This is a genomic window from Nannocystis punicea, assembly GCF_026965555.1.
Taxonomy (GTDB): domain Bacteria; phylum Myxococcota_A; class Polyangia; order Nannocystales; family Nannocystaceae; genus Nannocystis; species Nannocystis punicea.
Genome location: NZ_CP114040.1, coordinates 350,673 through 373,068 on the forward strand (window position 1 = coordinate 350,673; position 22,396 = coordinate 373,068).

The 22,396-nt window shown below is 70.8% G+C and carries 16 protein-coding genes; 6 read left to right on the top strand and 10 right to left on the bottom strand.

The window, feature by feature from the left end; translation table 11 throughout:
• Positions 1-8 precede the first annotated feature (8 nt).
• Positions 9-407, top strand: a complete 399-nt coding sequence (locus O0S08_RS01265) for a VOC family protein (protein ID WP_371879526.1) — start codon at positions 9-11, stop codon at positions 405-407.
• 129 nt (positions 408-536) lie between these two features.
• Here the strand turns inward: O0S08_RS01265 and O0S08_RS01270 are convergent, their stop codons facing one another.
• The 5 genes from O0S08_RS01270 to O0S08_RS01290 form a co-directional block, all read right to left on the bottom strand.
• Positions 537-905: a YciI family protein gene (locus O0S08_RS01270; protein WP_269037098.1), complete on the bottom strand. Its 369-nt coding sequence runs from the start codon at positions 903-905 to the stop codon at positions 537-539.
• Positions 906-984: 79 nt separating this feature from the next.
• Positions 985-1,806 (bottom strand): hypothetical protein, encoded by an 822-nt coding sequence (locus O0S08_RS01275; protein ID WP_269037099.1) that lies wholly within the window; start codon positions 1,804-1,806, stop codon positions 985-987.
• A gap of 19 nt (positions 1,807-1,825) precedes the next feature.
• On the bottom strand, positions 1,826-2,599 hold the full coding sequence (locus tag O0S08_RS01280) for a hypothetical protein (protein ID WP_269037100.1): 774 nt from the start codon (positions 2,597-2,599) through the stop codon (positions 1,826-1,828).
• A 15-nt stretch (positions 2,600-2,614) separates the two neighbouring features.
• Entirely contained in the window at positions 2,615-5,806 is a 3,192-nt protein-coding gene (locus tag O0S08_RS01285; RefSeq protein WP_269037101.1) for a TonB-dependent receptor, read from the bottom strand.
• A gap of 1,412 nt (positions 5,807-7,218) precedes the next feature.
• Positions 7,219-8,616, bottom strand: a complete 1,398-nt coding sequence (locus O0S08_RS01290) for an NHL repeat-containing protein (RefSeq protein ID WP_269037102.1) — start codon at positions 8,614-8,616, stop codon at positions 7,219-7,221.
• 220 nt (positions 8,617-8,836) lie between these two features.
• On the opposite strand from O0S08_RS01290, the gene O0S08_RS01295 reads away from it, so the two are divergent.
• On the top strand, positions 8,837-10,558 hold the full coding sequence (locus tag O0S08_RS01295; RefSeq protein WP_269037103.1) for a Kelch repeat-containing protein: 1,722 nt from the start codon (positions 8,837-8,839) through the stop codon (positions 10,556-10,558).
• 25 nt (positions 10,559-10,583) lie between these two features.
• On the opposite strand, the gene O0S08_RS01300 is transcribed toward O0S08_RS01295, so the two are convergent.
• Entirely contained in the window at positions 10,584-11,138 is a 555-nt protein-coding gene (locus O0S08_RS01300; protein WP_269037104.1) for a hypothetical protein, read from the bottom strand.
• 332 nt (positions 11,139-11,470) lie between these two features.
• On the opposite strand from O0S08_RS01300, the gene proB reads away from it, so the two are divergent.
• The 3 genes from proB to O0S08_RS01315 all read left to right on the top strand — a co-directional run bounded on the left by proB (position 11,471) and on the right by O0S08_RS01315 (position 16,746).
• Positions 11,471-12,634, top strand: coding sequence for a glutamate 5-kinase (gene proB, locus O0S08_RS01305; RefSeq protein WP_269037105.1), 1,164 nt, complete (start codon positions 11,471-11,473; stop codon positions 12,632-12,634).
• Positions 12,635-12,791: 157 nt separating this feature from the next.
• Complete coding sequence (locus O0S08_RS01310) at positions 12,792-14,123, top strand: glutamate-5-semialdehyde dehydrogenase (protein ID WP_269037106.1); 1,332 nt, start codon at positions 12,792-12,794, stop codon at positions 14,121-14,123.
• 1,195 nt (positions 14,124-15,318) lie between these two features.
• Positions 15,319-16,746 carry a cytochrome-c peroxidase gene (locus O0S08_RS01315; RefSeq protein ID WP_269037107.1) on the top strand — a complete coding sequence of 476 codons (1,428 nt, stop codon included), beginning with the start codon at positions 15,319-15,321 and terminating at the stop codon, positions 16,744-16,746.
• A 104-nt stretch (positions 16,747-16,850) separates the two neighbouring features.
• Here the strand turns inward: O0S08_RS01315 and O0S08_RS01320 are convergent, their stop codons facing one another.
• Positions 16,851-17,477, bottom strand: coding sequence for a DUF1295 domain-containing protein (locus O0S08_RS01320; RefSeq protein WP_269037108.1), 627 nt, complete (start codon positions 17,475-17,477; stop codon positions 16,851-16,853).
• A 103-nt stretch (positions 17,478-17,580) separates the two neighbouring features.
• Between O0S08_RS01320 and O0S08_RS01325 the strand changes: the two genes are divergently transcribed.
• Positions 17,581-18,525: an MmcQ/YjbR family DNA-binding protein gene (locus O0S08_RS01325; RefSeq protein ID WP_269037109.1), complete on the top strand. Its 945-nt coding sequence runs from the start codon at positions 17,581-17,583 to the stop codon at positions 18,523-18,525.
• A 19-nt stretch (positions 18,526-18,544) separates the two neighbouring features.
• Here the strand turns inward: O0S08_RS01325 and O0S08_RS01330 are convergent, their stop codons facing one another.
• The 3 genes from O0S08_RS01330 to O0S08_RS01340 all read right to left on the bottom strand — a co-directional run bounded on the left by O0S08_RS01330 (position 18,545) and on the right by O0S08_RS01340 (position 22,221).
• A complete protein-coding gene (locus O0S08_RS01330) occupies positions 18,545-19,492 on the bottom strand; it encodes a ribulose phosphate epimerase (RefSeq protein ID WP_269037110.1) in 948 nt (315 codons plus the stop codon).
• A 38-nt stretch (positions 19,493-19,530) separates the two neighbouring features.
• Positions 19,531-20,421: a hypothetical protein gene (locus O0S08_RS01335; protein ID WP_269037111.1), complete on the bottom strand. Its 891-nt coding sequence runs from the start codon at positions 20,419-20,421 to the stop codon at positions 19,531-19,533.
• 282 nt (positions 20,422-20,703) lie between these two features.
• Complete coding sequence (locus O0S08_RS01340; RefSeq protein ID WP_269037112.1) at positions 20,704-22,221, bottom strand: ABC transporter permease/substrate-binding protein; 1,518 nt, start codon at positions 22,219-22,221, stop codon at positions 20,704-20,706.
• Positions 22,222-22,396 lie beyond the last annotated feature (175 nt).

Below are 22,396 nucleotides of genomic sequence, written 5' to 3' on the forward strand. Positions count from 1 at the left end.
CTCCGGGCATGCCCTTCCTCGAGCTCGTGACCATCGTCGTCGACGAGTACGATCCCGCCATCGAATTTTTCGTCGGCGTCCTCGGCTTCACGCTGGTCGAGGACTCGCGAGCACAGACCAATGACGGGCGCCCGAAGCGGTGGGTGGTCGTGCGGCCGCCGGGAGCGGAGACGGGGATCTTGCTCGCCCGCGCCGACGGAGCGCAGCAAAAGCCGGTCGTCGGACAGCAATGCGGCGGCCGGGTGGGCTTCTTCTTGCGGGTCGAGGAATTCGACGCCACGTATGAGCGCATGGTGTCGGCTGGCGTGGAATTCGTGACCCGACCTCGCAGCGAGCCGTATGGTCGCGTGGCCGTGTTCCTCGACGTCGCCGGCAATCGCTGGGACCTGCTCGGTCCCGGCGCGTGACGCTGTCCGCCGTCTCGTACCCGCCTCGATTCACCCTGGCACCGCAGGCCAAAGCGACGAGAGCCCGCGCGCCCGCGCCGCGCATTCACGGCGGCTGGGGTCGGCACCGAGCAAATGCGAGGACCGCGTTCAGCTCATCTCATGGCCGGGCAAGAACAGCGAGACCGGCCTCACCTCGTACGAACCGCCGGGGTTGGCGCTCGCCAGCTCGCGCGAGATGGCGAGCGCCTCGTCGTGGGTCTCGCAATTGACGACGTAGAAGCCGAGCAGCTGCTCCTTGGTCTCGGCGAACGGCCCGTCGAGGATGACCGGCGGCTGGGTCTTTCGCAGGGTCTTCGCCGCGCCGGTCGGCCGCAGGCGGACCGCCGGTCCGAGCTTGCCCTCGGCGGTGAGCCGGTCGTGCACTACCGCGAGTCGAGCCATGACTGCGTCGTCCTCGGCCTGGGTCCACGAGGTGACGACCTTCTCGTCGTTGTAGCAAAGGATGGCGTAGAGCACGGCGCGAGTATGCCCGCTCCGTGCCCCCGCGCGCGACCGCGCGCGACCGCGCCGGCGTGTGTGGACGCTCGAAGGCGCCTCAGAAGCGGCCGGAGATCGACAGGCCGCCGAAGGTCGGGGTCACGCGCAGGCGCGAGACGTTGGCGTTGGTGAGCCGCCTGACGCCGACGTGATAGATGATTCCACCGACCGCGGTGACCAGAATACCGCCGGCGAGGATCCCCCCGCCGATCGCGGTCGAGCGATCGGCGTTCAGGATGCCCCGGCGGATGTCGTCGCGCTCGGCCGTCCGCGCGGCGCATTCGCTCGAGTCGACGCGGCTGCAGTCGCCCAGCTGATACGCGTCCTCGGCGCCGACCAGGTCCTTCTCGAGCTTGTTGCCGCGCAAGGTGAAGGCGAGGGTCACTGCGAAGCCGGCCAGCGAGATGACCCCGCCGGCGATCATCGTGCCGACGCCGGCGGCGCGCATCTTCTTGGCCTGCGCGGTGTCGACGGGGGCCGCGGGCGGGGGAGCGGGGCCGACGGGCGGCGGCGGGGCTGCGGCCTCGGGCTCGGCCGGCGGGGCGGGCTCGGCCGGCGGGGCGGGCTCGGTCGGCGGGGCCTCGACCGGCGGGGGCTCGCCGGTCGGGTTCCAGGCGCCGGGGTCGGGGCTCGGGCCGGGCGCGGGCGCGGGCTCCGGCGCGGGGGCCGGGCTGGTCACCGGCGCGGGGGCCGGGCCGGGTGACACCGGCGCGGGTCCGGGGGACGGCGCGGGTGCGGGCGCAGGCGGAGACGGGGGCGCCGGGCTGGTGGGCGCCGGCGGGGCCTGGGCGAACGCGGGCGCCTGGGCGAACAGGAGGGCGGTGGCGGTGGCGGCGATCTGGAGGCTGCGCATCGTGCTGTGATTCGACGGACGTCGCATGGTGGTCGCTCCGCGTTCGCTATTCATAGGAGGGGATCGGCTTGGCGAGGACGCACAGGCCGATGTCGGTGGCGCACTCGACCGCGAAGTCCGGGTTGAGGCCGTTGCCGGTGAGGGTGCAGTCCTCGTCGGCGGCGCATTCGACCGCGGGCGAGACGGCGACCACGTGGTATTCGGCGGTGCAGCCGTCCTGGGTGAACTTGAGGTCGGCCTCGAATTGCGTGCCCTGGGCGTCGGGGGTGTTGAGCCAGCGGACGTCGGTCCACTCGTAGGAGACGGTGGTCGGCGGGCTCACGGCCTTGGTCTCGTCATCCTCGGTCGCGGGGTCGTCGGCGACCGCCGGCAGCTCGGGGCGGGTGAACGTGGCCGGGCCGAGCTGCGGGACGTGGCAGAGGTCGTCGCCGTCAGGCGAGCCGCTCTCGAAGTCGCCGAGCGCGTTGGGCCAGTGCTCGACGCCCTTCTCGCCGGTGAAGCCGGGCACGTCGACCGGGTAGTTCAGGGCCTCGGCGATGAGGAGCCCGGAGTACTGCGGGCGGATCGCCGCCGATGGGTCGCTGAACTTCGCGGTGCCGTTGATGCCGCCGGTCGCGAAGTAGGTCTGCATGCCGAGGATGTCGCCCTTCTGCTGGGCGCACGGCGACATCGGGTTGCCCGAGGTGAGCTCGTACTTGGCCGCGTACGGGAGGTGCGCGGTGGTGCAGTTCATCGTCGGCTGCGTGCAGCTGCCTCCGACGACGAGGAGGAGCGCGCAGGGGACGAGGGCGCGGAGGTGCGGGCGCTTGCTGGGCTGCATCGAAGACCTCATCGATCAGAAGGACAGGCGGATGCCGAAGCGGAACTGCCGCGGCTGCTGGTAGAGGGTCGGGTTGCCGAAGTTCGGGTTGACCGTGATCGGCGTCCCGGCGGTGGTGGTGGCCTTCGCCAGGTCCTCGACGGTGCCGCCCTTGATCGGGTTGACCTCGTCGAACGTGTAGCGCTCGTCGATGGCCAGGACCTGCTGGAAGTTGGCGACGTTGAACACGTCCATCGAGATCGTGATGCGCAGGTCCTTGCGCAGGATCTTGGTGTAGCCGATGGTCGGGTCGATCGAGAAGTTCCACGGCAACCGCTCGCCGCTGCCGCGCGGGAGGACGAACGACTCGTCGAAGCCGTAGAGGACGTGCGACGCCAGGTAATTGGTGGGACCGCCCGAACGGGCCCGCAGGGCGCCGCCGAGCCGCAGCAGCTGGCCGTTGCCGAGCACGATCTCGCCGGCGGCGAAGACCTTGAAGGAGTGACGGGTGTCGCCCGGCAAGTAGCCGGTCCGGTTCTCGAGCAGCGAGATGAGGTCGAAGTCGGAGGTGGTGTTCGGGTCGAGCTGACCGGTCTCCGGGCGGAACAGGCCGGCGAGGTTGCCGCGCAGCCACGACAGGGTGTAGCTGCCGGTGATCATCCAGTGCTTGGCGAACCGCTTCTCGATGAACAGGACCGCGGCGTCGTAGACGCGCCTCGCCTTGGGGAAGTCCTTGGCGATGCCGTAGCCGGGGTTGCCGATGAAATAGGTGGCCGCCTCGTCGCGGCTCATGTCCTCGATCGCGCGGTGGATCCACCGGTGGGTGTACTGCACGCCGAGGCGCGTGTCGGTGATGATCTCGTACTCGCCGCCGGCGACGATCTCGTCGCTCGACTGCGGCCGGAGCCGCGGATCGATCGGGGTCTTGCCCGCGCTGGCCAGGGCCCACCGCTGGTCGGGATCGGTGGGCCCGCCGATCAGGAGGCGATTGGCGTCGCTGGTACAGGCGCCGCCGGGCTCGTTGGCGCCGGGGGCCAGCGGGTCGCTGCACGCCCCGGGGCCGACTGCGTTGTGGAACGACTGCAGGCCGGGCTCGCCGGTGCCGGCGCGGTCGGCCAGGTTGAGCGGGACGCTCTGGTAGAAGCGGGCGTAGTTGGCGAACAGCTTGGCCTTGCCGTTGTAGGTCGGGTCCCAGATCAGGCCGATGCGCGGCGAGAACTGGTTCGGCAGGGCCATCGCCAGGGTGCGGTCGCCGCTGAACAAGTGCTGGGCGTCGTAGCGGAGGCCCGCGTTCAGCGTGACCTTGTCCATGATCGACCAGCTGTCCTGAATGAAGCCGCCGATCGTGGTCGACATGACGTTCCAATTCAGGTTGCGGATGACGTTGGCCTCGTCAGGCGCGCTGAGGAACGAGTACATGCGGAAGTCGGCGAAGTTGGTGCCGTTCGCCGCCTCGCGGTAGATCTGGTTGCCGCTGTAGCCGCGGTTGCTGTTGTACTGCGTGTACTCGAAGTCGACGCCGAACTTGATGACGTGGTGACCGGCGCCGCGGGCCAGCCGCGTGACGATCTCGCGCGCCTGCAGGCGGTCGAGCCGGCGGTCGTAGAGGAGGCCGGGGCCGCCCGCGGTCCACTGGCGGATCGGACAGACGACGGTGCGCGTCTGCGCGTCCATCGTCGTCGGATCCATGAAGTTGTACGTCATCGGGTCGCACGCCCCGGCCGGCGCCCCCGACGGCAGCGGCGTGAGGTCCGTCAGCGAGTGGAACTCGCGGTAGCCCGGCATGCCCGGCTGCAGCAGGTTGCCGTCGGCGTCGTAGAAGTTATTGGTCTGGCGATAGACGACGCTCGGCGTGCCGGCCAGGCCGGTGGTGTCGCCGACCCGGCTGCCGTCGACCGCGTTGCGCTGGTTGAGCTGATGGTGCCAGCCGAGGATGGTGTCGAAGTTCCACTTGCCCTCCTCGTCGCGCCAGTTCCACTTGAACTGCAGGTCGGTGGAGTTGTCGCGGTACTTGCGGGCCAGCGCGCCGTAGTCGCCGACGAGGTTCAAGGTCTCCGGCTGGCCCGTCTGGGCGTTCATGCCGAAGGTGCCGTTGCCGCCCGACATGCTCGGGGCGTAGATCGCCAGCAGCTCGAGCGTGTTGCGCTTGTTGGGCGAATAGGTCAGCTTGCCCAGCGCCTGCACCGTGGTGCCCTGGGCCTTGAACCGCTGGGTGGTGCCGGCGATGCGCTCGGTGGCGGTGAACTTGGTCTCGGGGTCGATCACCGCGTTGCCGTCGTTGTCGACGACCACCCGGTTCCACGAGCTGGTCAGGTCGTAGACGGTGCGGGCGATGCTGACGCCGCCGTAGAACCACAGCTTGTCCTTGATGATGCGCCCGCCGATGTCGAAGCCGGCGTCGCCGATCCAGCCGAGGTTGCGCTCGGTGATGATGGCGTCACCCTCGCGGCGGGCGATCTCGCGCCGACCCTCGAGCTGGCCGGGCGTGTAGTAGGCCCAAACGTTGCCATGGAACTCGTTGGAGCCGCTCTTGGTGACGGCGTTGATGACACCGCCCGTCGACCGCCCGTGCTCCGGCATGTAACCACCGGCCTCGATGCGCACCTCTTCGAGGAACTCCATCGACAGGCCGGTGCCGTTGAGGCCGAAGCCAGGGTCGTTCACCGACAGGCCGTCGACGTAGTACTTGTTCTCCGGCGAGGTGGTGCCGGCGATGCTCGTACCGTAGGTGTCGTTGCGCGCGCCCGGAGTGGCCTCGGCGATGGCCTCGAACGAACGATTGGCGGCGCCCTTGCCGGTCGGAATGGCGATCGGGACCCGCTGCGCCATCTCGCGGTCGACCGACAGGCCGGTCGCGCTGCTGCCGATGTCGATCGTCGGCGCCGCGACGTTGACCTCGATGACCTCGCGCGTGCCCGAACGGACCAGCGATACGTCGACGCGGACCGTCGTGCCCGCGCGCAGCTGCAGGCCCGCCCGCTTGTTGCCCGCCCCGTAATCCTTGGCGAACACGGTCACGTCCACGGTGCCGGGCGGCAGGTTGGGAATACGGTAGAGGCCGCCGACGCCGGTCGTCATCGTGCGCTCGCCCTGGATCTTCTCACCAGTGACGATGACCAGAGCGCCCTCGATGCCCTCGCCGGTGCTCGCGTCTCGCACGACTCCGACCAGCACCGCGTCGCTCGGCCCGGCCTCGACCGTCGAGACGACCGCCGCCTGTGCAGCCACGGCACCCAAAATGGTGATCCAAGCACTCCTGCGCATTTTGCCCTCTTGCCCGGGGTTAGCCGCGAAACGGCCGCGAAATTCAAACGTCACCGTATTCGGACCCCATGGGGGCCCGGGACTGCGGTTGACAGCGTTCTCGAGAGGCTACGCTTGTACGTACACCCAAGTCGGTGGTTACGCACGCACATAGCCTGCCCATCCGCTGCATGTCAACACAAACTGTGAAACCCCAGGCGGGCGTCCTTGGGTCTCTCAATCGGCGGGATGGGGCTGGGTTTACATTGTTGAATTGTGAAGTGGCTAACAAAAATTTCAGTCGGTAATGACGCCTGTCACATGTCAGCGGTCACCCTCAATGCAGGGGCTGATTGCATGTGCAGGGAAATCTAATGTGCAGGGATTGTATGTGCAGGGAGCGCCGAGCCGCAGGACCAGAGGCTTCGCGCTCCCGCCCCGGCATTGCGGCGGGCTCAGCGGTCCGCTCGCTCGGTGTCACTATCGCCGCGGCCTCGGGACGGTGCTGATCGAGGCTGCAGGTGAGACGTGCGCAGCCCGCCGCACATCCGCTCGAGCAGGACCTCGTCCACGGCTCGAGGCGGGACCGCGATGCGGCCGGGACTGCCGCCCGGCTGTCCGCCGTCGCCGGCGTCTCACGGTCGAGCCAATGGGTGGCGTGCTCGGCGGGCGTCAGGAACACGCCCCACTGCGCCAGCGGGTGCCGAACTCGCCGGGCGCCCCTCGAGCCGAGGCTGACGATATAAGGAAGCGGGGCCGAAGAAGGCGAGGGGCCGATAAAGGTCGAGCTTCGTGGGAGCGTCGGGTGACGGGCTCGGCGAATCGCTGAGCCCGGTGTGTCGAAGGTGTACCCGCAACCGGCCGTGGCCGCCGCCGCCGCTCGATGGGGCGCGGATCACTGCGTAGGCATCGCCTCGCGTCGAACAGGGGCAGCACCCGAGGCTCGAGGGCCTGCGCAGCGGCCGCTCCGTGGCGCCGGCTCGAACGAGGCGACGTCGCCCGGAGAACCCGGCGGCCGGCTCGTCGACGGCGACCTCGGGATAGGTTGCCCGGGCGGGGCGTGCCGGGACGCGTCCGGACCCCGTCCGATGTCGAGGTGTCGGTCCGACAGACGTCCGTGGCGGGATCGATGCCGAAGGCGGAGCCGGCCTGCGCGACGACGACGGTGACGAACGCGGCGTCGGTGTCGGCCTGCGCGGCGCGGGTCGAGCACGAGGGTCGGGAACGATCGCGAGGCGTCCTCGGAGAGCGCCGAGCTCGATGTCCTCGCGCGCGCACGGGGACTCCCGAAATTCAAACGGTCGCGGCTCGCGGTCTTCGACGGCCGTGGCGGAGCGCTCTCGGGGAGCTCGGCGACGTTCAGGCCGAGGTGGCGCGAGGCCACCGCGCGGGTGCTGTCAGATTCCGAACTCGGCCAACAAGATCTGCGATCCCTGGTCGTCCGCACCTGTCCCTCCGACCACGTACAGCGAATCGCTGCGAGTCGCCGCGCCGAGCGCCCGCACCTCGCCCTCGGGCGGGCTCCAGATCACCCGGTCGAGCTCCTCGCCGTCGCGGCCGAGCGTCGTGATCGCCACCGCCCATGTCCCGTCGATCTGGTCGGAGCCGATCACGCGGAGCCAGCCGCCCGCGTCGATCACCAGGTCGTGGGCCTGCGCCGCCGCTCCCGTGGGCGCCGGCGCCAGCGTCCACACCTTGTCGCCCGCGAAGTCCCAGCGGCCGATCCACTGCCGGGTGCCCACGCCCAGGCCGCTGCTGTAGCCGGCGACGTAGACCGCCTCGTCGGACGGATCGATCGTCACTCCGCGCGGCACCGTGGAGTCGGCGCCGTCGTCGCCCCACTCGACCCGGTACACGCTGTCGCCGTCGGGCGCGAACCGCTGGATCGACGCGAACGGGCCGCGCCGGCCGACCGTGATCAAGTACCCCGAGGGCCCGGTCTCGCAGTCGTATTGCACGTCCTCCAGCAGCCCAGAATACTGGAACCAGTCCTGCCCGCTGAAATCCGCGTACCGGGTGGTATAGGCCAGATTGGTGCCGGTGAAGTTGTCCATGTACGTGAAATAGCCGCACACGTAGACGTTGCCCTCGGCGTCGACCGCCGCGCCGTGGCCGACGTCGTCGCGGTGGAACTCGTTGCCGTAGCCGCGCACGTGCAGCTCGTCGCCGCCGGCGCCCCACGTCATCGTCAGCACGTCGTCCCAGCCGACCGACAGGTCCTGCTTGCCGGTCGCGGTGATGTTGCCCGCCGCGTCGATCGCCACGTCCTCGAATTCGTCGCCCGCGCCGTCCTCACCGTCGAACGTGCGCTCCCACAGCAGCGCCCCGTCCTCCGCGTGCACGCCCAGCCACGCGTCGCGGTCGTACATCGTCCGCTCGACGTAGCCCACCACCGCCAGCTCGCCCGCCGGCGTCAGCTGGACGTCGCGCGCCTCGCCGGCCTCGACGAGCTTGTGCCAGCGATAGCTCGGGCTCGTCGGCTGGTCCGTCGCGGTCGTCGTCTCGTTCGTGGTGGCCCCGCTGGCGCCGGAGCTCGCAGTCTCGCCCGTGCTGGTGCTGCCGGCCCCCTCGGTCGGCGTCGCAGCGCTCGTCCCGGTCGTCGCCGGCTCGCCGGTCTCGTCGGGCTCCGCCTGGCACCATCCGGCCACGCACACCAGCCCGGCCGCGCACCCGCCCCCGGCGTCGCACGGGCAGCCGTCGCTGCCGGCCGCACACTCGTCGCCGCCGCCGGAGTTGCAGGTCGCGGCGATCAACGCCGAGAAGAGTCCCAGGACGACGGCCCGCGATGCGCTCATGCGCCGCATCCTCGCACAGCCGACCATCACCTCTGCGGGGGACGGGCGAAGAAACATCACCGCCGAGGATCCACGACGTGCCCCCCGGTGCACCCCGACCTGACTCGGGCTTGCCTGGAACAGCCACGAGGTTCCGGCTCCAGCGAGCCGGCGACGAGCTGCCCCGAGAGACACCCGCACGAGCGGTGCACCGCGACCGGGCGTGGCACACTCGCCCGCAATGCGCGCCGCCAGCCTCGCCCTCCTCGCCCTCAGCCTCGTCCCGGCCTGCAACGACGAGGGCACCGGTCTGTGCGCCGCCGACGGCAGCGGCTGCGCCTGCAAGGCCGACACCGACTGCGGGCCCGGCCTCCACTGCTACAAGGACCGCTGCCTGCCCGAGGCCGACAGCACCGGCGCCGCGAGCTCCGGCGACGGCACCGCCAGCGACGGCGCCGCCCCGACCACCACCGAGCCCGGCGCCACCGCCAGCACGACCTCCGAGGACATGTCCACCGGGACAGGTCCCATGGACCAGACGATCTGCCACGACCTCGACGCAGTGGTCGAGCCGGGCGCGTTCGCCGGCCTGGAGGACACCATCGAGCTCGCCGGCGGGCAGGCGATCGCGGCGGTGCGGGTCGAGGTGGAGGTGCGAACCCCCGACGCCGCCCAGCTCGACCTCACCCTCGCCGGCGCCCAGAAATTCACCGCTCTCTACACCGGGGGCCAGTGCGACCAGGGCCCCGACGTGCGCGCGACCTTCGACGCCGCCGGCGGCCAGGCGATCGGCGACACCTGTCCCGAAGGACAGGGTATCACCGGCACGGTGCAGCCCGACGGCGACCTCGGCGTGTTCGCGGGCCGCGACACCGGCGGCCCGTGGACGTTGCGAGTCCGCGACCTCGGCTTCTCCGAGGACGAGGTCGTGCTGGAGCGCTGGTGCGTGCACGTCGACGCGATGCCCGGGCCCGTCGACGCCGACAAGACCGAGGGCGACGCGATCTGGCTGCGCCCCAAGTCGCTCGGCGACGCCAGCCTGCGGATCTTCGGCGCCTGGGCCCACGACGAGGCGCGCGACGTGGTGGTCGGCTTCGGCGGCTGCCTGCAGGTCGGCCAGCCGTACTCCTGCCTGCCCACCCCGGGCGATTACAAGATGACCGTCGAGTGGGACGGCGTCGAATGGCGAGACATCGACACCGCCGGCCACCCCGGCGGCTTCGGCCATCACATGGCCGCGATGGCCTACGACCCGCTCGCCGGCGAGGTCGTGCTGTTCGGCGGCTACCCCGACTCCGGCTTCGCTCCGCCGCTCGCCGAGACCTGGACCTACGAGGGCAGCGCATGGACGCAGCGCACGCCCGCGCACAGCCCCACCGCGCGCGCCGGGCACACGATGGTCTGGGACCCCGCGCATTCGCAGATCGTCGTCTACGGCGGTCACGACGAGCTCGCGCAGACGGTCATGGCCGACCTCTGGGCCTGGGACGGCAGCGACTGGAGCGAGCTGCCCAGCGCCGGCGGACCCGGCGCGCGCCACCACCACGCAGCCACCTGGAACCCCGTCCTCGGTCGCATGATGGTATTCGGCGGCTGGCCCGACCCCGGCTATCCCAATCTGGACGGCAGCGCGCAGCTCTGGTCCTACGACCCCGGCAGCGGCGCCTGGCAACAGCACGAGGACGCGCCCGTCGGCATCGGCGCCAGCCAGATCGTCCACGACGGCGTGCGCGACCGAATCATCATGTTCGGCGGCCGCTCCGGCACGCTCGGCGACAGCGACTACGAGACCTACGAATGGGACGGGACCACCTGGACCGCCCTCCTCCGCCCGGTCTGGGAGCCCGACGCCCGCTTCGGCCACGGGATGCTGTGGCTGCCCACCCGCGGCGTCACGTTCCTCTACGGCGGGCGGTTCAATCAATCCGCGCAGGACACCTGGTACTACACGCCGGTGCCGTGACGGGACGATGGCGAAGGCCGCGGTGCTACCATTCGTGGGTGCGGGCCTCGGCCTCGTCGCAGAATCCGCAGGCCGGATCGCCGCGATAGTCGCCGTCGCGGACGTACTCGATCATGTAGTCGACGGCGGTCAGGGGCGCGTCGTCGCGGCGGATGGCGATCGTCACCTGGGGCGGCCCGCGCGTCTCGCTGTAGCTGCCATCGGCCTCGCTACCGGAGGTATCGGCGATCCGGAGGTAAAAGCCGCCGACTGGGCTTGTGGGAGCCCACTCGTCGGGGTCGGCCTGCGCCAGGCTCAGCTCCAGCGACCACGCGACCTCGCCGCTGACGCGGATCGGCTCGCCGCAGTCGCTGTCCTCGTAGGTCGCGCCGACCTGGCAGTCGATCGTGTAGCTGTCGTCCTCGAGCGTGACGGTGAGCACGTACGCGCCCGGGGTCAGGGTCGCGTCCCCGGCGGGGCGGCCCGTCCATTCGAAGCCGCCTGCGCAGCCGACGTCGTTACAGGCCTGGACGCAGGCGGTGGTCGCCGTGGTGACGCCGACGGCGGCGGCGCAAGTCAGGAGGACGAGCCGTCGGAGCATGATCGATGCGAGCATACGGCCGGAGTAACCGCCGGCCCCGGAAAAATTGCGCGGTACGTCCCGTCCGGGCGAGATGCATCGTGAGAGCGGCCCAAGGCCGGGGAACGGCGTGCGGGCTCACGCGCGCCCACGGACCCGGCGCCGGAGGCAGGAGCGCTGCTGCGTCGCGCTCGCCGCCGGCGGCGACTGCCGTGAGTTGCGTCGCGCGTTCGCTGACCCGGGGAGCGGCCGCTGTGGTAACTTCCGCCGGCGATGACTGGACAGCGCCTCGTGGGCCGCGTCGGAGCTATGATCATTGTCGGCGCAGGCGCGGGGTGCGAGAGGGCGGTGCGATGAATCGGCGGGACGTGGCCGCGGCGCGGCGGATCGTGATCAAGCTCGGGACCGGGGTCGTGACCCATCCGGAGGCCGGGCTGGCGCTCGGGCGGCTCTCGAGCCTGGTCGAGGCCGCGTGCGACCTGCACCGCCAGGGGCGCGAGGTGATCGTGGTCAGCAGCGGCGCGGTCGGGATGGGCCAGCGCGTGCTCGGCCTGGCCAAGAGGCCAGATTCGCTGGGGCTCCGCCAGGCCTGCGCGGCGGTCGGGCAGGGCCACCTGATGGCGCTCTACACCCAGCTGTTCGGCCAGCTCGGGGTCAAGGCGGCCCAGGTGCTGCTGATCCAGGAGGACCTGGCCGACCGCGACCGGGCGCTGTGCGTGCGCACCACGCTGATGCGCCTGCTCGAGCTCGGGGTGGTGCCGATCCTCAACGAGAACGACAGCGTCAGCGTGCGCGAGCTGATCGAGTACCGCCGCGGCCAGGGCGCCTCCGGGCCGGCGCTCGAGTTCGGCGACAACGACGGCCTGTCGGCCCGCGTGGCGGTGGCGATCGACGCCGACCTCCTGGTCATCCTCACCGACGTCGACGGGCTCTACACCGCCAACCCGCGCACCGACCCCGAGGCGCGGCGGATCGGCGAGCTCGCCGACGTCAGCGAGGAGGCGCTGGCGCGCACGGCCGGGACCTCCGCCGGCGGCACCGGCGGGATGACGAGCAAGCTCGAGGCGGCTCGCCTGGCCAGCAAGGCCGGCATCGGCGTCCTCATCACCAGCGGCCACCTGCCCGGCGCGCTGGTGGCCGCCCTGGCCGGCGAGGACCGCGGGACCTACGTGCCGCCGGCCCAGCGGCGCTCGGCTCATCGGCGCCAGATCGCCTCGGGCGGGCCGGCGCGAGGCGGCCTGGTCGTCAACGACGGCGCGATCGCGGCGCTGCGCGAGCGCAAGGCCTCGCTGCTGCCGATCGGTCTGGTCCACGTCGACGGCGAGTTCGCCCGCGGCGAGCTGGTGGAGCTCCGCGACGGCAGCGGCCGCGTGCACGGCCGTGGGCTCGTCAACTACTCGTCCGAGGAGTGCCGCCGGCTGGTCGGCCGCCACAGCAGCGAGATCGCCAGCATCCTCGGCTTCTGCGGCTACGACGCGGTGGTCGGCCGCGACAACCTGGCGCTGTCCGAGGTCTGACGATGATTCTTTTGGATAGGTCGATCGGGACATGTTCCCCAGGACAGAGCAGAGAGCAGGTCGTCCTCGGCCGATCACTCGGCGTCGGCCGAGGGATGAGAATGTATTCTTGGACAGGTCGATCAGGGCATGTTCCCAAGAACATGGTGGGTAGGACATGACGCAAGCGACAGGTCATGAGGGACAGGTGGACGTGCGGGCCCTGGCGCTGGCGGCCCGGGCGGCCGGGCGGCAGCTGGCGGCGCTGAGCGGGCCGGCCCGGGCGGCGCTCCTGCGCGACGTGGCGGCGGCGCTGTCCGACCCGGGCGAGCGCGAGCGCCTGCTGGCCGCCAACGCGGCCGACGTGGCGGCGGCGCGGGCCGCAGCCGCCGCGGGCGAGCTCGACCCGGCGCGCCTCAAGCGGCTCGGCCTCGACGCGGCCAAGCTCGACAGCGTGGCCGACGGGCTCGCTCAGCTGGCGGCGACGCCGGAGCTGCTGGGGCGGCCTCGCCTGCGCCGCGAGCTCGACGACGGCCTGGTGCTCGAGCAGGTGCCGAGCCCGCTGGGGCTGGTGGGCGTGGTGTTCGAGGCCAGGCCCGACGCGGCGCCGCAGATCGGCGGGCTGTGCCTGAAGAGCGGCAACGCGGCGCTGCTGAAGGGCGGCAGCGAGGCGCGCGAGAGCAACCGGGCGCTGGTCGAACTCATGCAGCGGGCGCTGCAGCGCCACGGCGTCGCGCCGGCGGCGATCACGTTGCTCGAGCAGCGCGAGGACATCACTGCGATGCTGGCGCTCGACGGAGTGCTCGACCTGGTCATCGCCCGCGGCGGCCACGAGTTCGTGCGCCACGTCCAGCGCAGCACCCGGATCGCGGTGATGGGCCACGCCGAGGGCGTGTGCCACCTCTTCGTCCACGCCTCGGCCGACCCGAAGATGGCGGCGACGATCGCGGTCGACGCCAAGTGCGGCTATCCGGCGGCGTGCAACGCGATCGAGGCGCTGCTGTGGGAGAGCGGGGCCGAGGCGGCGCTCGACGCCTGCGTGGCGGCGCTGCGCGAGCGCGGGGTGGAGCTGCGCGGGTGCGATCGGACCCGGGCGCGTCACCCGGAGCTGGCGGCCGCGAGTGAGAAAGATTGGGGCCACGAGTACGGGGCATTGGTGCTGGCGATCCGGCGCGTCGAGGATGAAGCGGACGCGCTCGCCCACATCGACCGATACGGGTCGAAGCACACCGAGGCGATCGTCGCCGGCGATTCGGCGGCCGCCGAGAGGTTCCTCGCGGCGGTCGACGCCGCCGACGTATTCTGGAACGCGAGCACCCGCTTCGCCGACGGTTATCGCTTCGGGCTCGGCGCAGAGGTCGGGATCTCGACGGGCAAACTGCATGCTCGCGGGCCGGTCGGCGCCGAGGGCCTGCTGACCTACCGCTGGCTGCTGCGCGGCCACGGGCAGGTCGCCGGCGATTATGGCCCCGGCAAGCGACGCTTCACACATCGCGACCTCGAACCCTGAGCCCGTACATCGCGCTGGGTGAGGTCCCGACAGTGGCCCGCGACTCGCGCAATCGGCGAATGGCGAGGGTCGTGATGGCGGTCGAACGGCGTTCCTTCGCGAGGCTGCGCCGATATCGATGATTCGTCTCATTTGGAGTGGCGCCGCCGTCGGCGGCGAGACAAGCTGCTGTTCCCGCGAAGCGGTCCCAGGTGCGGATGTGCGCCAAAAGCCGCACAGCGCGGGCAGAGGACGCGACGTCGCGCTCGCGCGCAAAAAAACGGTGTACGCCGGCGCGGGCGAGGCGGCGAGAAAGGGCGGTGACTCATGCCGACGAGTCGAGAGAGCCGAGAGATTTTTTTCGAGATCCGTTCGGCGGCCCGCGACGCCAATGCGTCGTTGCGAGACGGGGAGCGCCGGGCGCGAGCGACGGTCCGAATTCGTGCAGGTCGGACGTCATGCCAGCATTTGCGGATCGCGCGTCATGTGGGAGCGGGCGAGCCCGCCGGCGCTGAATCCGACAAGATGACAGCGGCGAGAGTCAGACAGGCGCAGGTCGCGAATGCGGGCAATGGCTCGCCCGAGGGACATGCACACGAGGGTCAGGCGGGCTCCCCCGCTTGATCCCGAGAAACGCCGCCGAAGAACGCCGATCGTGCGGCCGAGCTCGTCCCTGCCATGAGGTGTTCACGGATGGCTCGCGCGAGCCAGCGGGTCCTCGGGGCCCATGTAGGCAATCTCTGGCTCGCACCTGATGAAAGATTTCGTGAAGGATTTCTCCGAAGACGTCATGAAGGACCATAAAGACGTCGAAGAGGATGGGGACGGGGCGCGCGCTCGGGCAAAGGCCGCTCCTCCCGCGACATAATGCGCGAAATAATGCGCGAAATAATGGTAGCACCCTGGGCGTGCCTTGACGGCGGGGGCGCTGCGTGAGATCGTGTGAGGATCGGGCTCTGGACCGGCCGCGGAGGGTCGTGCGAGGCGGGAGGTGGTGGCGGCCGCGGCGAGGGTGTGCGGTGAAGCGCGAGGGGTGAAGGTCGCGCGGGCGGCTTTCGCCGGGTGAAACAGTGTCAGACAAGTGAACATCGGCGCGTGGCCTGTGGGGATGGCGACGCGGCGAAATCCTGCCTGGGGAGGCATCATGCTGAATCATCGTGTTGTGGCGGTTTTGGGGGTGTCGATGGTCACGGCTTTCGCGTGCGACGTGGAGGACGTGAGCGAGACCGCGGACGTGGTCGTCGACGTGGCGCTGGACGACGCCGAGGAGTTCCGCAGCGGGTCGACGCCGAACTCGTTGCTCAAGAGCCTGCTGGTCGCGGAGGTGCGCGACCTGATCGACGAGAACGGCATCGAGCCGCTCGAGCCGCCGGCGCCGGTGTCGGACGAGCTGTTCGAGCTCGGCGAGGCGCTCTTTTACGACAAGATCCTGAGCGGCAACCTCGACGTGTCGTGCTCGACGTGTCACCACCCGCGGCTCGCCACCACGGATCGCCTGACGATGAATCGCGGCGTCCACGGGGTCGGTATCGGGCCGGACCGGGTCGGCGCGGCGGTCGGCGGGCGCACGACGCAGCCGCTGTGGAACCTGCACAAGCTGCAGAAGGGCCTGGCGGTCGACCACAAGGTGCCGCTCGCTGCCGATGGTTACGTGTATCCGCTCGGCGCGCCGTTCGTCCCGTTCGACTGGCAGGACGAGGCCTTCGACCCCAACATGAAGGCCGCCGCGGGGCAGGCGATGATGCCGCAGGTGACCGACCAGGAGATGCTCGGCTTCCCCGGCGAGAACGACTTCACCACCGAATGCCCGCAGGACAACCCGCCGTTCGAGCTGATGCTTTGCGCGTGGGGCAAGATGATGGAGCGCCTCGGCGCGATCCCCGAGTACGTCGACATGTTCGAGGCGGCCTACCCCGGCGTCGCGTTCGAGGACATGCACTTCGCCTACGCCGGCAACGCGATCGCGGCCTACGAGTTCCGCGCGTTCTTCTCCAACGACACTCCGTGGGACCGGTTCGTCGGCCGCATCGACCCGACCGGCGGGCTCATCCCGGGCGACGACGACGCGCTGTCGCTGCAGCAGCTGGCGGGCGCGCGCCGCTTCCTCGACCCCGATCTGGGCAATTGCACGTCGTGCCACGCGGGCAACGCGTTCACCGACGAGGACTTTCACAAGACGCTGCAGCCGCAATTCGGGCCGGGCGACACGGTGCCGGCGGGCGACGGGCCGGGCGGGCTCGACGACTTCGGGCGCATGCGGATCTCCGGCGACCCGGACGACAAGTACGCGTGGCGCACGCCGCCGCTGCGCAACGTGATGCTGACCGGGCCGTGGGGTCGGCAGAGCCATTACAACGACATCAAGGACTTCCTCCGCCACTACCGATTCCCGGTGCTGGCGCTGCTCGGCTACGACATCACCGAGAGCGTGGACGAGGTGGCGATGCACTCGCAGTTCCTCGAGAACCGGCAGGCGATCATCGCCGAGGGCGTCGACCCGCTGCTCTACACCGTGAACATCGGCGGGCCGTTCGCGCTCGACAACCTGGTGCAGTTCCTGCACTCGCTGAGCGACGACAACGGCGCCGACTTCTCGCACCTGATCCCGCTCAGCGTGCCGAGCGGGCTGCCGGTCGACCCGTAGTCAGTCGCGGGGGCGGGGCGGAGCCGGGCCGACCCGAGCGGGGGCGGCCCGGTGTTCGCATTCATGATGGGCGCGAAATGGTGGCAGTCGGCTCGACCGCGCGATCACAGGAGGCCGGGGATGATCAGGCTGGTGCGCGCCTTCCAGGCCGCGAACTCGGGGTAGCGGGCCAGCGAGGCGTCCTTCTTCAGCATGTTGGGCAGCCACACGCCGAAGAACATGGCGCCGAGCACCAGCATCGGCGCAAAGTGGCGCGAGACCAGGCAGAAGCTGGCGTAGATGAGCAGCTCGCCGAGGTAATTGGGGTTGCGCGAGCGGGCCCACAGGCCGTCGGTGAGCAGGGTGCCGGGCGCGAGCTTCAGGTGCATGTGCTTCTGCATGTCGGCGGCGAAGTGGAGGAACACGCCGACGCCCCACATCGCCACGCACAGCGCGAGCAGCCACGGCGCGGCGTGGAGGTCGTCGCGGACGATGATCCACGGGCCGACCCAATAGAGGGTGAGCGAGATCCACGTGAGGAGGCCGTAGCCGTGGCTGACCTCCTGCTCCCATTGCTTGTCGGGGAAGCGCCGGCTCTTCCAGATCCACAGCAGCCCGTAGGTGCCGTGGAGGGCGAGGTAGATCCACGCGGTCTCGTTGTGCCAGGCGTCGTACCAGGCGATGAGGGCCAGCACTGCGAGGGCGTTGGCGCCCTTGTGAGTGTCGATGTAGAACTTGTGCTTGGGGCGCATGGCGGGGCCGTCGCCGCGGATGGTAGCGAATTGCAGGCGCTTGACAGGGCCGGCGGCGCGTGAGACCTCAGGGGTGAAAACGCGCGCGAGGCGAGCATCGAACATGACGAAGCAGGCGGTCGGTTCCGGGGCTGAGCAGATGCGGGCGCTCGCGCTCGCGTATCCCGAGACGGTCGAGGAGTTCCCGTGGGGCCACACGGCCGTGAAGGTCCGCGGCAAGGCGTTCCTGTTCATGGGCGGCGAGGGGGGCACGCTGACGCTGTCGCTCAAGCTGCCGGCGTCGCACGGCGCGGCGCTGCTGCTGCCGTTCGCCTCGCCGACCGGCTACGGGCTCGGCAAGAGCGGGTGGGTGACGGCCAGCTTCCCCGTCGACGCGGCGCTGCCGATCGCGCTGCTGGCCGACTGGCTCGAGGAGAGCTACCGCGCGGTGGCGCCGAAGAAGCTGTCGGCGCTGGTGGAGCGAGGTGGCCCGAAGGGCATGGCGCTGGGGACAGGTGCGAAGGGACCTGGGCGAAAGGGCATGGCGCAAGGGCCAGGTAGCGCGACCGCGCAGGCCGAGGCGAGGAAGGACGCCACGAACGCGAAGGCCGGGGCGGCGAAGAAGGCCGGCGGGGCGAAGCAGGCGGCGGGCGCGAAGGTCGGGGCGGGCACTGCAGCGGCGAGAGCCGGCGGGGCGAAGCAGGCGGCGAGTGCCAAGGTCGGGGGCGCGAGCGGCGGGAAGAAGGCGACGAAGAAGGCCGGCGCGGCGACGAAGTCGGCGAGCGCGAAGGCCGGCGCGACGAAGAAGGCGACGAAGAAGGCCGGCGCGGGGGCGAAGCAGGCGGCGGGTGCCAGGCTCGGGGGCGCTCGCGGCGGGAAGAAGGCGACGAAGAAGGCCGGCGCGGCGACGAAGTCGGCGAGCGCGAAGGCCGGCGCGACGAAGAAGGCGGCGGGCGCGAGCGCGAAGTCTGGCGCGAGCGCGAAGACGGTGAAGCAGCGGGCTCCGGCGAAGGCGCCCGGAACGAAGGCCGCCGCCGGCGCGAAGAAGGCGGCCAGGCGCCGCGGCTGACGCCGGGCACCTCCACGCCTCACGGCATCGGCAGGCCGCAGATGCCCACGTCCTCGAAGCCCGGCTGCGCCTGGCCCTCCTCGAGCCACGGCAGACACACCTGATCCTGCCCCGGGCAGGTGTTGGCCGCGGCGAGGTCGCAGAACGGCAGGCAGCAGCCGAGCAGCTCGGGCGCGCACTCGGTCGCCAGCTCGGGCAGCACGCAGTAGAGGCCGGGGTCGCAGGCGTTGGCGTACTCGCACGGGTCGAACGCCTGGCCCTCCTCGCCGCTGGCGTCGAGGACGCAGATGAAGCCGCCCGAGCCGTTCGGGTCGGGGATGCAGAGGTCGCCGTTCGAGCAGTTCTGCACGAGCGGATCGCACATCGGCAGGCACAGGCTGAGCACGCCCGAGCCCGAGACGGTGCAGAGCGTCGCCGGCGGCGCGCACGTCGGCGCGTCCGGCGAGCCGTCGCAGAAGGCGACGCAGGTGCCCGCGAGGGCGTCGAAGTCCTCGGTCCAGCACATCGAGTGCTCGGCGCAGGTGTCCTCGCCGCCGATCCAGGAGCCGATCGGCTCGCACGGCTCGCCGACGCCGTCGGGGTTCGGCGCCACCGGGACACACTTGGTGCTGTCCCAAAAGACAGACTCTTCGCTCGCGTACGGCATGCACTTCTCGCCCGCGGGGCAGTCTTCGAGCCACTGGTCGCATTCGAGCCAGTCTCCTGCATCGGGCGGCACGATGAACGGCGAGGTGGTGTCGCCGGGGCCGGTCGTCGAGGGGCCGGTGGACGGCTCGATCTCCGTGGTGGTCGGCAGCGGCGGCGACGCGGTGATGCCGGTGGCCGGTTCGGAGGTCGGCGTGATGGGGCCGGTCGACGTGGCGGCCGCCGAAGTGCTGGTGGCCTCGGTCGCGCTGGCCTGGAAGTCGTCGGCCGGGCGCAGCGCGCAGGCGGCGAGGGCCAGGAGCGGGAGCGTGCGGAGCGGCATGAACATATGCCTCCGAGGACAGGTGTTAAAGAGCATGTTCAAAAGGGCAGGCCGCAGATCCCGAGCTTCTCGTGGCCCGGCTGCGGCGGATCTTGCCCCCACCACGACAGGCACTCCTGGCCCTGGCCGGGGCAGGTGTTCGGCTGGGTGATGTCGCAGAACGGCTGACAGCAGCCGACGAATTGTGGGTCGCACTCGCTGGCCAGCTGCGGGTCGACGCAGAAGAGGCCGGGGTCGCAGGCGTTGGCGAACTCGCACTCGTCGAACAGCTGGCCGTCCTCGCCGCTGGAGTCGATGACGCAGACGAAGTCGAAGGGGGACGGGATGCACACCTGCCCGGGGTCGCAGTCCTGCTTCAGCGGGTCGCACTTCGGCAGGCACAGGGTGAGCACGCCCTCGGAGGTGAGGATGCAGCTCGCGTCCGGGTCGGTGCAACCCGGCTTGTCGGGGCTGCCGGTGCACATGCCGAGGCACTTTCCTTCCCAACACAGGAGGCCGACGTCGCAGGAGTCCTCGCCGCTGGCATTCGCGCCGAAATTCTCGCACGGCTCGTACAGGCCGCCCGGGTCGCGCACCACGTCGACGCACTTGAGGTTGTTCCAGGAGTTGCCGCCGTCGTCGGCGAACGGGCTGCACTTCTGGCCTTCGGGACAGTCTTGCACCCACTGATCGCAGTGCGGGCCGTGGGTGCCGCCGTCGGGCGGCGTGATGAATCCGTCGCTGTCGCGGGTCGTGCTCGACGGGGCGGAGCCGGTGGTGGTGGACGAGGTGACGGGGTCGTCGCCGGGTCCGGTGGTCGGGTTCGGCGTCGTCGCGCTCGTCGTCGTCGTACCGGGATCGGGCTCCGTCGTCGCCGGGCCGCCGCCGGGGTCGCCGGACGGGCCGACTGTCTCGGTCGCGCTGGATTCGAAGTCGCCGGGGCGCGACACGCAGCCGCTCAGGGCGACCGCCGTGAGCGCGGCACATGACCTTTGGGTAATGTGTTTAAAAAAGACATGTCTGAATGAGCATGTCGGGCGGTCGGCCGCGGGGGAAGTCGTACGGGGAAGGGCGGCGCTGTGCGGGGTGCTCAAACTCAGCATTCAGCCATGTTATCCGATTAAAAGTGCCAAAAGAGATAAAGCATCGGTTAGGTAAGGTGGAATTTGGGGGCGAAATCGCGCGCAACGCTCGTATCGCAGGTCGAGTATGACATGTTTTAAGAGACAGATTTAGTTCTTCATCGCGGCCAGGAACTCCGCGGCGACGGCGGCCGGGGGCTGGCCGTCGCGGTCGACGGCCGCGTTCATGCGCCGCATCTGCGCCGCGTCGATGCGGCCGTTCAGCGCTTGCAAGGCCGGCAGCGCGGCCGGGTGGTCGGCGACGAGGCGCGGTCCGGCGAGCACCAGCGCGTCGTAGGGCGGCAGCGCGGCGCGGTCGTCGGCCAGGGTCGTCAGGTCGTAGGCGTCGAGCCGGCCGTCGGTCGAGTAGGCCACGATCACCTGGACCTCGCCGGTGCGGGTCGCCTCGTACAGGAGCGACGGGTCCATGCTGCGCTCCTCCGCGAACCGCAGGTCGTAGGCCTGCTCGATCGCCCGCCACTCCGGGCGGTGGAACAGCTCGTAGTCGCCGCCGATCGTCCACTGCGGGGCGTGACGCGCGAGGTCGCCGATCCGCGTCAGGCCGAGCGACTCCGCCTGCGCGCGCGGCAGCGCCAGCACGTAGGTGTTCTCGAACCCGAGCGCCGCCGCGACAGTCACCCCCTCGCGCGCCAGCGCCTCGCGCACCTCGGCGAGCGCCGCCTCGCGCGAGTCGACCACGTCCGTGCGCCCGAGGATCACCGCGCGCAGGGTGCCGACGTAATCGACGTAGACGTCGATCTCGCCGCTGCGCAGGCCGTCGAACACCACGGTCGAGCCGAGCGACTCGAGCGTGGTCGCCGGCGTGCCCGTCGCGCGCTCGAGGTGATCGGCGACGATCCGGCTCAGCACGTATTGCTCGGTGAACGGCTTGGCGCCGACGACCAGCGGCCGGACCTCGTCGCGCACCAGGCCGCGAAGCTGCGGCAGCGCGGCGGCGAGCGCCAGCGCGAGGAGACCGAGCGCGCCGGCCACCAGCGGCCCGCGGCGACGGCGACGGGCTCCGAGCTCGAGCAGGCCGACCAGCGCGTCGAGCAGCAACGCCAGGGCCGCAGCGGCCGCGCAGCCGAGCAGGATCGCCGAGTAATTGCGCGTCTGCAGCCCGCCGAAGATGTAGTGACCGAGGCTCCGGGCGCCGACCGGGGTGGCCAAGGTCGCAGTGCCCACGGTCCACACCGCGGCGGTGCGGATGCCGGCGAGGATCACCGGCAGCGCCAGCGGCAGCTCGACCCGACGCAGCCGCTCGGCCGACGTCATGCCGACGCCGTCGGCGGCCTCGAGGATCGACGCATCGATCGTCCGCATCCCGGCGATCGTGTTGTGCAAGATCGGCAGCAGGCTGTACACGAACAGCCCGAGCGCCGCCGGCAACCAGCCGATGCTCGGCGCGCCGATCGCCGCCAGCGCCGGGACCATGAACGCCAGCAACGCCAGGCTCGGCACCGTCTGCAGGGCGCTCGCCACCGCGAGCAACGGCCGGGCCGCCCGCGGGTGCCGCGACGCCAGCACCCCCAGCGGCACGCTGACGAGCACCCCCGCCAGCAGCGCCACCAGGCTGAGCTGCAGGTGGGCCGCGGCGTAGGCGGGCAGGGTCGGCAGCAATTCGTTCACCGCGCCTCCGGGTGGTCTGCGTGGTGTGTCGCAATCGAATCACGGGACATTGTCGGTGACCGAGCCCACGCTGGGCGGTGCGGCCATTGCGGACGCGAATCGCAGGGCATTGTCGGCGCCCGGGACCGCGCTTCGCGGCGTGGCCATTTTGCGCGCGAAACGCAGGACCCTGCCG

Excerpts from the sequence above, each read along its gene's own strand:
- O0S08_RS01295 (WP_269037103.1), top strand. The coding sequence starts at position 8,837 with ATGCGCGCCGCCAGCCTCGCCCTCCTCGCCCTCAGCCTCGTCCCGGCC.
- O0S08_RS01320 (WP_269037108.1), bottom strand. The coding sequence starts at position 17,477 with ATGCGCCCCAAGCACAAGTTCTACATCGACACTCACAAGGGCGCCAAC.
- O0S08_RS01275 (WP_269037099.1), bottom strand. The coding sequence starts at position 1,806 with ATGCGACGTCCGTCGAATCACAGCACGATGCGCAGCCTCCAGATCGCC.
- O0S08_RS01310 (WP_269037106.1), top strand. The coding sequence starts at position 12,792 with ATGACGCAAGCGACAGGTCATGAGGGACAGGTGGACGTGCGGGCCCTG.
- O0S08_RS01280 (WP_269037100.1), bottom strand. The coding sequence starts at position 2,599 with ATGCAGCCCAGCAAGCGCCCGCACCTCCGCGCCCTCGTCCCCTGCGCG.
- O0S08_RS01290 (WP_269037102.1), bottom strand. The coding sequence starts at position 8,616 with ATGAGCGCATCGCGGGCCGTCGTCCTGGGACTCTTCTCGGCGTTGATC.
- O0S08_RS01325 (WP_269037109.1), top strand. The coding sequence starts at position 17,581 with ATGACGAAGCAGGCGGTCGGTTCCGGGGCTGAGCAGATGCGGGCGCTC.
- O0S08_RS01300 (WP_269037104.1), bottom strand. The coding sequence starts at position 11,138 with ATGCTCCGACGGCTCGTCCTCCTGACTTGCGCCGCCGCCGTCGGCGTC.
- proB (WP_269037105.1), top strand. The coding sequence starts at position 11,471 with ATGAATCGGCGGGACGTGGCCGCGGCGCGGCGGATCGTGATCAAGCTC.
- O0S08_RS01265 (WP_371879526.1), top strand. The coding sequence starts at position 9 with ATGCCCTTCCTCGAGCTCGTGACCATCGTCGTCGACGAGTACGATCCC.
- O0S08_RS01330 (WP_269037110.1), bottom strand. The coding sequence starts at position 19,492 with ATGCCGCTCCGCACGCTCCCGCTCCTGGCCCTCGCCGCCTGCGCGCTG.